This is a genomic window from Rathayibacter sp. AY1E2 (assembly GCF_002932325.1).
Taxonomy (GTDB): domain Bacteria; phylum Actinomycetota; class Actinomycetes; order Actinomycetales; family Microbacteriaceae; genus Rathayibacter.
In genome coordinates this window covers 40000-52699 of record NZ_PSVO01000010.1, presented here as the reverse complement: position 1 = coordinate 52699, position 12700 = coordinate 40000, and the positions used below count along the sequence as shown (strand labels likewise).

Genomic DNA, 12700 nt, shown 5'->3' with positions numbered 1-12700 from the left:
GATCCTACTGGGCGCTCCGCGGCTCGGCCGGGTGCACCGGGCCGGTGCCCGGCGGCATCCTCCGAGGTCCGAGTGACGGCGCGCGTCAGGCCGCGGGGGTGCCGGCGAGGGAGCCGGTCAGCTCGCCGCCGCCCGCCCGGTCGACGAAGCAGTAGTAGTTGCGCTCGCCCGCGTCCCACTGCTCCTGGGTGACGGGGAACGCACCGGCGACCTGCACGTCGCCGTAGGTCTCGGCCGCGGCGACGTCCACGACGCCCTGCGCCTGGCAGAGCGAGGAGACGGTGACGGCCAGGGCGTCCTGGCCGGGGAACGCCGCGTCGGTCAGCTCCGCGGTGGAGACGAGCTGGGCGGAGTGGGCCCCCGCGCAGTCCACGACGGTGAACTCCTCCGCCCAGACGGAGTCGAAGGGCTCGACGCACTCGCCGCCGAGGAGCGCGCTCCAGGCCCAGGTGCCGACGGGCAGCGGTCCGACGGTCGGGAGGGTCGCGGTCGGCGTGGGCGAGGGGGTCGGCTCCGCCGTGGGCGTCTCGCTGACGACCGGGGCGGCCTGCGGCTCTGCTCGGCCGCCGGCGCTCCCGACGGCGATGCCGATCGCGAAGAGCCCGGCGAGGAGGATCACCGCACCCGCCGCGATCAGGCCGATCAGGAGCCGGCGTCGGCTGAGCGTGCGCCACGCGGGTGCTGCGGCGGGCGCCGAGTCGCGCTCGCGTCTCTCGGGTCGGGACCGGGCGGAGCGGCGCTTCCGCGGCGGAGCGGCGTTGACGTGGGCGACCGCGGGAGCGGTGCGGAAGGGCGCGGGCTCGGCGCGGTCGGCGGGCTCGGCGGCCGGCTCGAGGTTCCACGAGTAGGCGCCGGCGGTCTCGCGCCACAGCTCCTCGTCGCCGCCGTCCTCGTCGGGCTCGTCCTGCGGAGCGACGACCTGCTCCCACACGGGCGGCTGGTCCCAGTCCCCGCGCGGGTCGGGCCACTCGTAGACGGCGGGCGGAGTCGGCTCGCGCGGAGTCGGCGGGGTCGCGCCGACCGGGCGTCCGTCGGCGGGGGAGGGGACGCCGGAGCGGCCCGCCGGGTCGACGTCGGTCGAGGATCCGGCATCGGGCTCGTCGTCCGGCCGGTGGGCGCTGCGGAGTCCGGCGGGGGCGGTCGGCAGGTCGGCGGGAGGGTCGGTGTGCGGCAGGACCGGGCGCACGGAGTCCGCCCCGCGGCGGTGCACCTCGGTGCGGCCGGCGCCGGCGGAGGCGTCGGAGCCCTCCGCGTCGTCGTCGCGGAGGGGGGCGAAGAACGCGTCGAAGGCGTCCTCGTCGGAGTCGTCCTCGTCGGAGGCACTCGTCTCGCGGGCAGTCGTCCCACCGGCACCCGTCTCGCGGGCACTCGCCTCACGGGCACCCGTCTCGGGCGCTCCCATGGCGCGGGCTCCCGTGTCGGGGGCTCCCGTGTCAGGGCCCGGAGAGCTCCGTCCCTCGGCGGGGACGCCGTCGCGGCCGGAGGAGCGCTCCGGCTCCGCGACCGTTCCGCGGTCGGCGTCGGCGTCCTGCTCCCCCACCGGAGCGGAGTCGTCCGCGGGGTTCGGGAGGTCGCCGCCGGCCTCCTCGGCGGCGGGCGTCGCACTCAGCACGGGCTCCCCCGGCCACAGGCCGACCGGAGCGGCAGGGGCACGGCGCGGCGCCGCGTCGGAGTTGCTGTCGCTGTCGCTGTTGCTGTCGCGGTCGCGGGCGCTCGACGACGGTCCGGCCGCGTCGGCGGAGGAGGCCGACTCGCTCGCAACGCTCCGCTCCTCCGCTGACACGTGGGCCTCGTCGGCTGCGGACTCAGCAGGACCGGACGTCCGCTCCGCGCGCGACTCCTCCACGGGAGGGACGGGGCGGGGCGAATCGAAGATGCTCTTCAGGCGGCCGCCGCTGAGCTGCTGGAGCAGCCACTCGCTGCTGCCGACGGGACGCTCCGGCTCGGGTCGCTCCGGCTCGGCACGCTCCGGCTCGGAGGTCTCCGATCCGGCAAGCTCGGGCTCGCGGCCCTCCGGCTCGCGGCCCTCGGACCCGCGGCGCTCCGGCTCCGGGTGGTCGCCGCCTCCCGGGCCCCCGCCGCGTCCCCCCTCGTCGACCATCAGCTCAGGCCGAGGTCGGCCAGACCGATCGCGGCGAAGTACGGGTAGCCGGCGTCCTCGATGATCTCGCGGGCCCCGGTCGCGCGGTCGACGACGACGGCGACTCCTGCGATCTCGGCGCCGACCTTCAGCAGGGCCTCGATCGCCTTCAGCGGCGAGCCGCCGGTGGTGGACGTGTCCTCGACGACGACGACGCGCTTGCCCTCGAGGTCGGGGCCCTCGACCTGCCGGCCGCGGCCGTGGTCCTTGGGCTCCTTGCGCACGACGAACGCGTCGTAGGCGAGACCGCGGGCGGCGCCCTGGTGGAGGATCGCGGCGGCGATCGGGTCGGCGCCCATGGTGAGGCCGCCGACGGCGTCGACGCGCTCGATCGGCGCGATGAGGTCGAGCATGACCTGCCCGATCAGCGGCGCGACGCGGTGGTCGAGGCTCACGCGGCGCAGGTCGACGTAGTACGACGCCTTCTTGCCGCTCGTGAGGGTGAAGTCCCCGTGGAAGACGGCGTCGGAGCCGATGTACTCGATGAGCTGCTGGCGTGCGTCGGTCACGCGCCTACTCTACGGGGCGACCCCTCCCCCGCTCGGGAGCGCGCCCGCTGCGGCGTGCTCGCCCGCCTCGTCGCCTCCTCCGCGGAACTGCGTCATGTAGAGCTCGTAGTAGGCACCGTGCTGCTTCAGCAGCGCTTCGTGCGCGCCCTGCTCGACGATCCGGCCCGACTCCATCACCAGGATGGTGTCGGCGTCGCGGATCGTGGAGAGCCGGTGCGCGATGACGAACGAGGTCCGGTCGGTGCGGAGCGCGTTCATCGCGTGCTGCACGAGCAGCTCCGTGCGGGTGTCGACCGAGGAGGTGGCCTCGTCGAGGATCAGCAGCGACGGGTTCGCGAGGAACGCGCGCGCGATCGTGATCAGCTGCCGCTCGCCCGCCGAGACGCTGCCGCCGTCGGCGTCCAGCACCGTGTCGTAGCCGTCGGGCAGCTGGCGCACGAAGCGGTCGACCATGGTGGCCTTCGCCGCGTCGACGATCTCCTCGTCGGTCGCCTCCAGGCGCCCGTAGCGGATGTTCTCGCGGATGGTGCCCTGGAAGAGCCACGCGTCCTGCAGCACCATGCCCACGCGCGAGCGCAGATCGCCGCGCGCGAGGCTCGTGATGTCGACGCCGTCGAGCAGGATGCGCCCTCCGGTGAGCTCGTAGAAGCGCATGACCAGGTTGACCAGCGTGGTCTTCCCCGCCCCGGTCGGACCGACGATGGCGACCGTCTGCCCGGGCTGCGCCGAGAAGGTCAGGTCCTCGATCAGCGGCTGCTCCGGGTCGTACGAGAACGAGACGCCCTCGAACTCCACGTGGCCGTCGGTGCGCTGCGGGAGCGACGCGGTCGCCGTCTCCGGCTCCTGCTCCTCGGCGTCGAGCAGCTCGAACGTGCGCTCGGCCGAGGCGACGCCGGACTGCAGCATGTTCGCCATGCTCGCCAGCTGGGTCACCGGCTGGGTGAACTCGCGCGAGTACTGGATGAACGCGGTCGCGTCGCCGAGCGTCAGCTGACCTGAGGCGACCCGCAGGCCGCCGACCACGGCGATGAGCACGTAGGAGAGGTAGGAGACGAAGGTCATCGCGGGCATGATCATGCCCGAGACGAACTGGGCGCCGAACGAGGCGGTGTAGAGGCTGTCGTTGCGGCGGTCGAACTCCTCGAGCATCTCGCGGTCGCGGCCGAAGGCGCGGACGATCTCGAGCCCGGAGAAGGTCTCCTCGATGTGGCCGTTGAGCGCGCCCGTGTTCTTCCACTGGGCGGCGAAGAGCTTCTGGGAGCGGGCGCCGATCACGCCCGCGATCACGCCCGAGAGCGGGATCGAGATCAGCGCGATCAGCGCGAGCTGCCACGAGACGATGAACATCATCGCGGCGATGCCGATGATGGTGAGCACCGACTGCACCAGCTGCGAGAAGGCCTGCTGCAGCGCCGTCTGGATGTTGTCGACGTCGTTCGTGACGCGCGACATCACGTCGCCGCGCTGCCGGGTGTCGAAGAAGCGCAGCGGGAGGCGGTTGAGCTTCGCCTCGATGTCCTGGCGGAGGCCGAAGACCACCCGCATCACGAGGCCGTTGAGGATGTAGCCCTGCGCCCACATGAGCACCGACGCGACGACGTACATCAGCAGCACGATGATGATCAGGCGGCCGAGGACCACGAAGTCGATGCCCGCGCCGGGCACGATGTCGGTCTTGGCCAGCATGTCGGCGAAGGTGCCGTTGCCCGAGGCGCGCTGCTGCTCGATGATCTGCTCGAGCGGGACGCCGGCGGGGAGCTGGGAGCCGATCACGCCGTTGAAGATCGTGTCCATCGCCTGCCCGAGGATCTTGGGCGCGATGACGGTGAGGACGACCGACAGCGAGACCAGGGCGACCACGAGGACCATCCGGGCGCGCTCGGGGCCGAGCAGCGAGAAGAGGCGCTTGGCCGAGGGCCAGAAGTTCTGCGCCTTGCGGGCGGGCGGCCCGTCCCCGAACATGCCGCCGTCGCCCTCGCCGGGCTCGAACTCGGGCTCGGGGGACGTCGTCTCCTCGGGGGCGGTGGTGTCGCGTGTGCGCGCCATCTCAGGACACTCCTTCGACGCTCAGCTGGGATTCGACGATCTCGCGGTAGGTCGCGTTCGTCTCGAGGAGCTCGTCGTGCGTGCCGCGGCCGACGACGCGGCCCGCGTCGAGCACGACGATCTGGTCGGCGTGGCGGATGGTCGACACACGCTGGGCCACGATGATCACGGTCGCGTCGGTGGTGGCGTCGGCCAGCGACTCCCGCAGCCGCGCATCGGTCGCGACGTCGAGCGCCGAGAACGAGTCGTCGAACAGGTAGACCCGCGGCTTCGCGACGAGGGCGCGCGCGATGCAGAGCCGCTGGCGCTGCCCGCCGGAGACGTTGGTGCCGCCCTGCGAGACCGGCTCGTCGAGCCCGTGCTCCTTGCTCCGCACGAAGTCCTCGCCCTGGGCGATGCGCAGCGCCTCCCACAGCTCGGCGTCCGTCGCGTCGGGGCGGCCGAAGCGCAGGTTCGAGGCGATCGTCCCCGAGAAGAGGTAGGGGCGCTGGGGCACGAGCCCGATCACCTCGGCGAGCTGCGCCCGGTCGAGGGAGGAGACGGGCACGCCGTCGATCGTGACGGTGCCCTCCTGCGGGTCGAACAGGCGCGGCACGAGGCCGAGCAGGGTCGTCTTGCCGGCGCCGGTGGAGCCGACGACGGCCGTGGTGCGGCCCGGCTCCGCGACGATGTCGATGCCCGAGAGCACGGGGCGCTCGGCGCCCGGGTAGCCGAAGACGACCCCGGAGAACTCGACGCGGCCGCGCGCGGGGGTCGGGACTCCGCCCACGGGTGTGGTGAGGCTGGTGCGGGCGTCGAGCACCTGCTGGATCCGCTCGGCGCAGACGACCGCGCGCGGGATCATCATCACCATGAAGACGCCCATCATCACGGCGGTGAGGATCTGGAGGAGGTACTGCAGGAACGCGGTGAGCGAGCCCACCTGCATCTGACCGGCGTCGACCCGCTGCCCGCCGAACCACAGCACGGCCGCGGTGGCCAGGTGCAGGATCATCATGATCGCGGGGAACATCAGCACGAAGATGTTGCCGACCTTGATCGACACCTCGGTGATCGCCGCGTTGGCCTTGCGGTACCGCTCGGACTCGAACGGCTCGCGCACGAAGGCGCGCACCACGCGGATGCCCGTGATCTGCTCGCGCAGCACGCTGTTGATCCCGTCGATCCGGTCCTGCATGAGGCGGAACAGCGGCAGCAGCAGGAACACCAGGAAGCCGACCACGACGAACAGCAGCGGCACCGACACCCAGACCAGCCAGGAGAGGCCGGCGTCCTCGCGCAGGGCGAAGACGATGCCGCCGACGCACATGATCGGCGCGGACACCATGAAGTTGAGGGTCATCAGCACGAGCATCTGCACCTGCTGCACGTCGTTCGTGCCGCGGGTGATCAGGGTGGCCGTGCCGAAGCCGCCGACCTCGAGCCCGCTGAGGGAGTCGACGCGGCGGTAGACGTCGCGGCGCAGGTCGCGGCCGACGGACATGGCGGTGCGGGCGCCGAAGTAGACGGCTCCGATCGCCGCGGCGACCTGCACGACGCAGACGCCGAGCATGGTCATGCCGGTTCCCCAGATGAAGTCGGTGTCGCCGCGGCCGATGCCCTGGTCGATGATCTCGGCGTTGAGGCTCGGGAGGTAGAGCGCGGCGAGCGTCGCGACGAGCTGCAGCACGACGACGGCGGCCACCCAGCGCGCGTAGGGCTTCGCGTAGGCGGAGGCGAGGCGGAGCAGGATCATGGGTCCTCCGGAGGGGCGGAGCAGGAGCGGGAGGGGAGGGGACCGGGCTGGGGAGCGCGGAGCGCCGGGGAGCCCGTCGGGCCCGCACGGCGCGGGCGACGGCGGCGTCCGGACGGCGCGACGAACGGCCGGTCGGTACGGCGCTAGACAACCATCGACCACCGACACCGGTTCCGCAATCCGCCGAGGGGATGACTCCCCCGGCCCGCGGCCGCCGGGACGCGCGGAGGACGCGCAGGAGACGTGTCGGCGGCGGCTCCTACACTTCCAGGATGCGCATCGCCACCTGGAACGTGAACTCCATCCGGGCCCGCACCGGCCGCGTCGTCGACTGGCTCGTGCGCGAGGACGTGGACGTCCTCGCCATGCAGGAGCTCAAGTGCAAGCCCGAGCAGTTCCCGCACGAGGCCTTCGCCGACGCCGGCTACCACGTCGAGATGGTCGGGCTCAGCCAGTGGAACGGCGTAGGCATCGCCTCGCGCCTGCCGATGGACGACGTGCAGGTCGGCTTCCCGGGCATGCCCGGCTTCGCGAAGGAGGCGGCGGCCGACGGCTCCTACCCGCTCGAGGCCCGCGCGATCGGCGCCACGGTCGACGGCGTGCGCGTCTGGAGCCTCTACGTCCCGAACGGCCGCGCGGTCGACGACCCGCACTACCTCTACAAGCTCGAGTGGCTCGCGGCCCTCGAGGCGAGCACCCGCGAGTGGCTGGCCGCCGAGCCCGACCTGCCGCTCGCCCTGGTCGGCGACTGGAACGTCGCGCCGCTCGACAGCGACGTGGGCGACCCGAGCCTCGGCCCCGGATCCACGCACGTCTCGATCCCCGAGCGCGCCGCCTTCGCCGCCTTCGAGGACGCGGGCCTGCGCGACGTCGTCCGCCCGCTCGTGCCCGAGGGCTACACCTACTGGGACTACAAGCAGCTCCGCTTCCCGCGCAACGAGGGGCTGCGGATCGACTTCGTGCTCGGCTCCCCCGCGTTCGGCGAGCTCGTCACCGGCGCCTCGATCCACCGCGACGAGCGCAAGGGCGACGCCCCGAGCGACCACGTCCCGGTGGTGGTCGACCTCGACCTGGAGACGACCCTCGACGACGACCGCCCGATGATCTTCTGAGCATGGCCTCGTCGAAGAAGAAGCGCGCGCGGGCCCAGGCCGCCTCGGCCGGCGCCTCCCGACCCGCCGCCCGACCCGCGACGGCCCGCCCTGCGACCGCCCGCCCCGCGACCGCCCGTCCCGGAGCCGCGCACGACGAGTTCCGGTCCGACGCCTACCGCTCGGTGGGCGAGATCATCGCCGCCGGGAAGCCGCGCCGGCGCCGCTGGGACCTCGTGCTCTCGATCCTCGGCTGCCTCGCCCTCGGCCTGCTCACGATCGTGCTCGGCTACCTCGCCGCGATCCTCTCGGTCTTCCCCGCGCAGTGCGAGGGCCAGAACTTCGCCTGCGACTTCGACCGGATCGACTGGGGCGTCTCGATCGCGCTGATCGGGCCGCCCGCGCTGACGCTGATCGCCGTAGCCGTGACGGTCGTGCGCTACCTCGTGGGCCGACGCGCGTTCCTCGTGCCGGTCATCGGGTTCGTGCTCTGCATCGCCACCGCGTTCCTCGCCTCCTCGCTCGTGACGAGCTCGATCCCCGGTTCGGCGCTGGTCTAGCACTTACCCGGGGGGCGCGTCAGCGGTCGGAGCGGTCGGCGCTGGTCCAGCACCGACCCGGGGGCGCGTCAGCGGTCGGAGCGGTCGGCGCTGGTCCAGCACCGACCCGGGGCGCCGACCGCCGGCGAGGTCAGCCGCAGGCGGGCTCGTCGTTCAGCGTCACCGCGGTGGGGTTGATCATCGGGGTCACCCGCACGGCCTGGTCTCCGAAGCCGGAGGCGTCGCCGGCGCTGAACTGCACGTCGAACGTCTCGGACTGGCCGGGCGAGAGCTGCACCGCGACCTTCGAGACGGGACGGCCGAGGTCGTCGAGGCTCTCGGGTCCGTAGCCCGTGCCGTCGGCCCAGGCCGCGCTCGACACCGTGGTCCCGGGAGGGCCGTAGACGTAGATGTTGGTGACGAAGTCGCCCAGAGGGTACGCACCGCGCCCGCCGGCCGCGGCGACGTAGCCGGGCAGCGTCCGAGCGACCGCCTTCGAGATCGTGTTGGTCACGGTGACGGAGGTGGTGAAGACCGCGCCGGAGGCGGCGCACCGGCCCGCGCTCGACTGCGTGACCGCCGTGCTCAGGTAGTAGTCCATCTTCGAGCCGCCCGAGGCGTCCTGGAAGAACACCCCGGTGGTCGTGCCGTCGGTCGTCGTCTGCGGCAGGACCCCCGCGATCGGCGTGGGCGCGAGGAGCGCCTGCTCGTCGGCGTCGGAGCTGTAGGCGAGGATGCGGCTCTCGTCGACCGCCTTCACGATCGCCGGGAGCATCTTCGTCGGCTCCATCTCCCCGCCGAGGATCTTGCCCAGGACCGTCGCGCTCGCCTCCGAGAAGAACTCGTCGGTGCGCTCGGCCACGACCGACTCCGGGTAGCGGAAGTAGACCTCGTTGAGCAGGGTCGAGACGGTGTTCTCGCTCGTGAGGACCGTGCCGTCGGTGAGGGTCACCGGCCCGGTCGAGCCGAGGAGGTAGGAGAGGGCGACGGGGTCGATCGCGAGGACGCCGTCGATCCTCTGCTCGGGGAACTTCTGCGCCCAGAACTGCGAGGCGATCGAGGCGGCCGTCGGGAAGTCGGGGCGGCTGGTCGAGACGTTGAAGGTCGTCGCCATGTTCTCGCCGATGGTGTCGAGCGCGCTCTGGTCGACGGTGACGGGAGCCAGACCGCGGAAGTCGCCGCTGCCCAGCTGACGGCCGATCGAGATCGCGCCGCCGTCGACGTCGAGCTGCATCACCGACGACGCGCCGCCGCCCAGAGCCTGCGACTCCGCCAGGTTCTGGAACATCACCAGATAGTGGCGCGGACCGGACGCTCCGAGGGAGTCGGGGAGGATCGCGGTGAGCGGCTCGACCTGCTCCATCGCCGCGGTCGCGGTGGCCAGCTGCGGAGTGAAGGAGTCGAGCGCGGAGGCGACCTGCGGCACCAGCGGGCCGCGGTCGATGCCCTCGACGCGGGTCTGCGCCGCGTCGACGACCTCCTTGGCGACGGTGATCTTCTGCGACAGCTCGGTGATCGCCGCGAGGTCGACCCTGCCGTCGACGGGCTTGAGGATGTCGAGCGAGGTCGTGGAGAGCGGCGTGACGATCCGGCCGGAGACGTCGTCGGCGATCTCGGTCGCGGCGCGGACCGCGGACAGGTTCGGCCCGAGGACGGGCACCACCTCCATCACCCGCCACACCGGGTCCTCGGTCTCATCGCGCGCCTCGCCGGTGAGGGTCGCGATCCGGCCCGCGGTCTCCTCCGCACCGGAGGTGTCGAACGTCGTCAGCCTGTCCGTCACCTGCGACACCAGCGGGATCGCCTCGGTCAGCTTGTCGCGGACGGTCATCGCCTTGTCGTAGGTGCGCACGCCGAGGAGCACCGCGACGACGGCGCCGATCAGCAGGACCAGGAGGACGATCAGCGTGATCCAGAGGCCGCGACGGCGGCGCGGCCTGCCGCGGGCGGAGCGGTCGGCGGACGTGGTGGTGCTCATTCGAGAGAGCCTAAGCGACGGTCGGCGGAGTGCGACCGGGCCCGCGCCACCGGCCCCGTCCCAGGACGAGGGACACGCGACGCGGATGCGCGGGCCGTCCGGCGCCTCCGCCGGGACCGAGCGGGAGGCGGGGATGCTGCTCCGCTCAGCCCAGCAGGAGGGACACCCCGATGAGCACGGGCACCGCGGCGACCGTGGTCACGAGGGCCGTGTCGCGGGCGACGGCGACGCCCCGGTCGTAGCGCGAGGCGAAGGTGAAGATGTTCTGCGCGGTCGGCAGCGCGGCGGTCACCGTCACCACGAAGAGGTGCTCGGAGTCGAGGTGGAACGCGAAGCGCCCCAGCAGCAGCGCGACCGCCGGCATCACCAGCGACTTGAGCACGGAGGCGACGACCACCTCGACCCGCGCCGGCCCCGCCTCCAGCGGCCGCTGCCCGCGCAGCGACATCCCGAAGGCGATCAGCACCAGCGGGATCGACGCGTTGCCGATGATCGAGAACGGCTGCAGCACGGGCGCGGGAAGCTCCACGCCGGTGAGGGCGACGACGAGGCCGAGGGCGGAGGCGATGATCATCGGGTTCCGCAGCGGCTGCGTGAGGATCGCGCCGACCGAGGTCCGCCCGCTCGTCGAGACGTCGAGCAGCGTCAGGATCGTCGGCGCGAGGACGATCAGCTGCAGGAGGAGCGTCGGGGCCACCCACTGCGGATCGCCCAGCACGTAGATGGCGACCGGCAGTCCGATGTTGTTGGCGTTGACGTAGGAGGAGGCCGCGGTCCCGATCACCGTCTCCGGCAGCGGGCGGGGGAAGAGCAGCCGCGAGGCCAGCACGTAGAGCAGGGCGACGGTCAGCACCGTCAGGAGCGAGACGAGCAGGAACGAGGAGAAGAGGACGGAGACGTCGGCCCGTGACAGCACGGTGAACAGCAGCGCCGGCGTCGTGACGAAGAAGGCGATCCGCGACAGGATCAGCCGGCTCTCGGGCGGGACGATCCGGAACCGAGCGATCAGGTAGCCGACCGCGATGACGACCCCGATGATCGAGAAGCCGGTGAGCACGCCCTCCACGCCGCCGCCTCCCCGCCGCGGCCCGTCCGCTGTCGCGCCTCCACCCTAGGCAGTGGCCGGGCGTTGCAGCGCCGGCGCGACGCGCCTACGGTGTGCGGCATGCCGCATCTCGAGGTCCCCGGCGCGAGCCTCCACTGGGAGGCGGACGGCCACGTCTCCGCTCCCGCCCTGCTGCTCGTGCACGCGGGGATCGCCGACCTGCGGATGTGGGACCCGCTCGTCCCCGACCTCTCGCGCGACCGGCTGGTGGTCCGCTACGACGTCCGCGGCGCGGGCGGAACGAGCACGGAGGACGTGGAGTACGACCCGCGCCGGGACGCCCTGGACGTGCTCGACCACCTCGGCGTCGAGCGCGCGGTGGTCATCGGCTGCTCGCGGGGCGGAACGCTCGCGCTCGACCTGGCGCTCGAGCATCCGGAGCGGGTGACCGGCCTGGTCGTGATCGCGCCGGGCCTGGCGGGCTTCGACTACCCCGCGCTGACGGCGGAGGAGGAGCGCCGCTTCGGGGAGGTCGAGGCGCTGGAGCTCGCGGGCGAGCGGGAGGCCGCGGCGATCGTCGAGGCGGAGCTCTGGGCCGTGGGTCCCGACCGCTCCGCGGACGACGTCGCTCCGGAGTTCCTCGCGCGGGTCCGGGAGCTCGCGCTCACGGGCGTCGGCCACGAGGAGGAGGCCCCCCGCCCGATCGAGCCCTCCGGGCCGGCGGGCGAGCGGCTCGGGGAGATCGCCGTGCCGACCCTCGTCGTGGCGGGCGCGCACGACCTGTCGGAGTCGCTGCCGGTGTGCGAGCACCTCGCCGCCGAGGTGAGCGGTGCCGAGCTGCACGTGCTCGAGGACGCGGCGCACCTGCCCGGCCTCGAGCACCCGGAGGAGTTCCTCGCGGTGCTGCGGCCGTGGCTGGAGCGCCACGGGATCTGATCAGGCCACGGCGGCCAGGTCGAACGCCCAGTCCACGTAGAGCTCCGGCGGCTCGCCCTGCTCGACGAGGTCGATCCGGTCGAAGCCGGCCTCGACGCAGGTCGCGCCGGCGTCCAGGTCGCTCTCCGCCACGAAGGCGTGCACGAAGCGTGGCACGGGGAACGCCGCCGCCTCCTCGAGCAGCATCCGCACGGAGTCCGCGGTGATGCCGCGGGCGTGCGGAGCGATGCTCCATGCCGCCTCGTAGGCGACGACGCCGCGCGAGCAGCCGTACCAATAGCCGATGGAGCCGACGGAGAGTCCGTCCAGCTCGACCACGTAGAAGAACGCGTCGCCGTCCGCCCAACCGCGCAGGTAGCGGTCGTGGCGCGCGAGGATCTCGCTCTCGCTCTCGAGTCCGCCGCCCGCGTGCGCGAGGGTGTCGCGCAGGACGGAGGCGTCCGCCTGCGGCCAGGGGAGCAGGCGGAGGTTCTCGGGGTGGTGGTCGATGCTGGCTGTTCTCTGGTCGCTTCCGGGTTCGGGTCCCGTCACGCGCTCCGATCCTCTCTCTCAGGATGGCTCGCCGATCGAGCGCGCCGCCAGGGTGTTCGGCGCGCCTGTCCGATCGGATGTCTCCGCACTCGGGATGCGGACACGGTGTCGCCCCATCTTCGACCCGATCAGGGGAGGGAAACGGAAGCG

10 protein-coding genes are annotated in these 12700 nt (G+C 72.7%); 3 read left to right on the top strand and 7 right to left on the bottom strand.

Translation table 11 applies throughout. The annotated features are described in order from the left end of the window. Positions 1 to 85 precede the first annotated feature (85 nt). From C5C49_RS17450 to C5C49_RS09290, 4 genes are read right to left on the bottom strand one after another with little or no spacing between them, the layout of a single operon-like run. On the bottom strand, positions 86 to 2101 hold the full coding sequence (locus tag C5C49_RS17450; RefSeq protein WP_104346023.1) for a septum formation family protein: 2016 nt from the start codon (positions 2099 to 2101) through the stop codon (positions 86 to 88). After that, entirely contained in the window at positions 2101 to 2649 is a 549-nt protein-coding gene (gene pyrE, locus C5C49_RS09300) for an orotate phosphoribosyltransferase (protein WP_104222804.1), read from the bottom strand. The genes C5C49_RS17450 and pyrE overlap by 1 nt, the downstream gene beginning before the upstream one ends. A 9-nt stretch (positions 2650 to 2658) precedes the next feature. Then, complete coding sequence (locus C5C49_RS09295) at positions 2659 to 4695, bottom strand: ABC transporter ATP-binding protein (RefSeq protein WP_104346022.1); 2037 nt, start codon at positions 4693 to 4695, stop codon at positions 2659 to 2661. A 1-nt stretch (position 4696) separates the two neighbouring features. Then, on the bottom strand, positions 4697 to 6430 hold the full coding sequence (locus tag C5C49_RS09290; protein ID WP_104346021.1) for an ABC transporter ATP-binding protein: 1734 nt from the start codon (positions 6428 to 6430) through the stop codon (positions 4697 to 4699). Positions 6431 to 6702: 272 nt separating this feature from the next. Between C5C49_RS09290 and C5C49_RS09285 the strand changes: the two genes are divergently transcribed. Both C5C49_RS09285 and C5C49_RS09280 read left to right on the top strand, forming a co-directional pair. Next, positions 6703 to 7542, top strand: a complete 840-nt coding sequence (locus tag C5C49_RS09285; RefSeq protein ID WP_104346020.1) for an exodeoxyribonuclease III — start codon at positions 6703 to 6705, stop codon at positions 7540 to 7542. A gap of 2 nt (positions 7543 to 7544) precedes the next feature. Further along, a complete protein-coding gene (locus C5C49_RS09280) occupies positions 7545 to 8081 on the top strand; it encodes a hypothetical protein (RefSeq protein WP_104225727.1) in 537 nt (178 codons plus the stop codon). Positions 8082 to 8211: 130 nt separating this feature from the next. On the opposite strand, the gene C5C49_RS09275 is transcribed toward C5C49_RS09280, so the two are convergent. Together C5C49_RS09275 and C5C49_RS09270 are read right to left on the bottom strand one after the other, a co-directional pair. After that, positions 8212 to 10038, bottom strand: a complete 1827-nt coding sequence (locus C5C49_RS09275; protein ID WP_104247973.1) for a DUF4012 domain-containing protein — start codon at positions 10036 to 10038, stop codon at positions 8212 to 8214. 145 nt (positions 10039 to 10183) lie between these two features. Further along, positions 10184 to 11104, bottom strand: coding sequence for an AEC family transporter (locus tag C5C49_RS09270; RefSeq protein ID WP_104222809.1), 921 nt, complete (start codon positions 11102 to 11104; stop codon positions 10184 to 10186). Positions 11105 to 11203: 99 nt separating this feature from the next. Between C5C49_RS09270 and C5C49_RS09265 the strand changes: the two genes are divergently transcribed. Next, complete coding sequence (locus tag C5C49_RS09265; protein WP_104346019.1) at positions 11204 to 12019, top strand: alpha/beta fold hydrolase; 816 nt, start codon at positions 11204 to 11206, stop codon at positions 12017 to 12019. Here the strand turns inward: C5C49_RS09265 and C5C49_RS09260 are convergent, their stop codons facing one another. Beyond that, positions 12020 to 12550 (bottom strand): GNAT family N-acetyltransferase, encoded by a 531-nt coding sequence (locus C5C49_RS09260; protein ID WP_104346018.1) that lies wholly within the window; start codon positions 12548 to 12550, stop codon positions 12020 to 12022. Positions 12551 to 12700: the final 150 nt, after the last annotated feature.

What these genes read in the sequence shown, in the direction of transcription:
- C5C49_RS09290 (WP_104346021.1), bottom strand. Translation starts at nt 6,430, where the DNA reads ATGATCCTGCTCCGCCTCGCCTCCGCCTACGCGAAGCCCTACGCGCGC.
- C5C49_RS09275 (WP_104247973.1), bottom strand. Translation starts at nt 10,038, where the DNA reads ATGAGCACCACCACGTCCGCCGACCGCTCCGCCCGCGGCAGGCCGCGC.
- C5C49_RS09285 (WP_104346020.1), top strand. Translation starts at nt 6,703, where the DNA reads ATGCGCATCGCCACCTGGAACGTGAACTCCATCCGGGCCCGCACCGGC.
- C5C49_RS09265 (WP_104346019.1), top strand. Translation starts at nt 11,204, where the DNA reads ATGCCGCATCTCGAGGTCCCCGGCGCGAGCCTCCACTGGGAGGCGGAC.
- C5C49_RS17450 (WP_104346023.1), bottom strand. Translation starts at nt 2,101, where the DNA reads ATGGTCGACGAGGGGGGACGCGGCGGGGGCCCGGGAGGCGGCGACCAC.
- C5C49_RS09280 (WP_104225727.1), top strand. Translation starts at nt 7,545, where the DNA reads ATGGCCTCGTCGAAGAAGAAGCGCGCGCGGGCCCAGGCCGCCTCGGCC.
- C5C49_RS09295 (WP_104346022.1), bottom strand. Translation starts at nt 4,695, where the DNA reads ATGGCGCGCACACGCGACACCACCGCCCCCGAGGAGACGACGTCCCCC.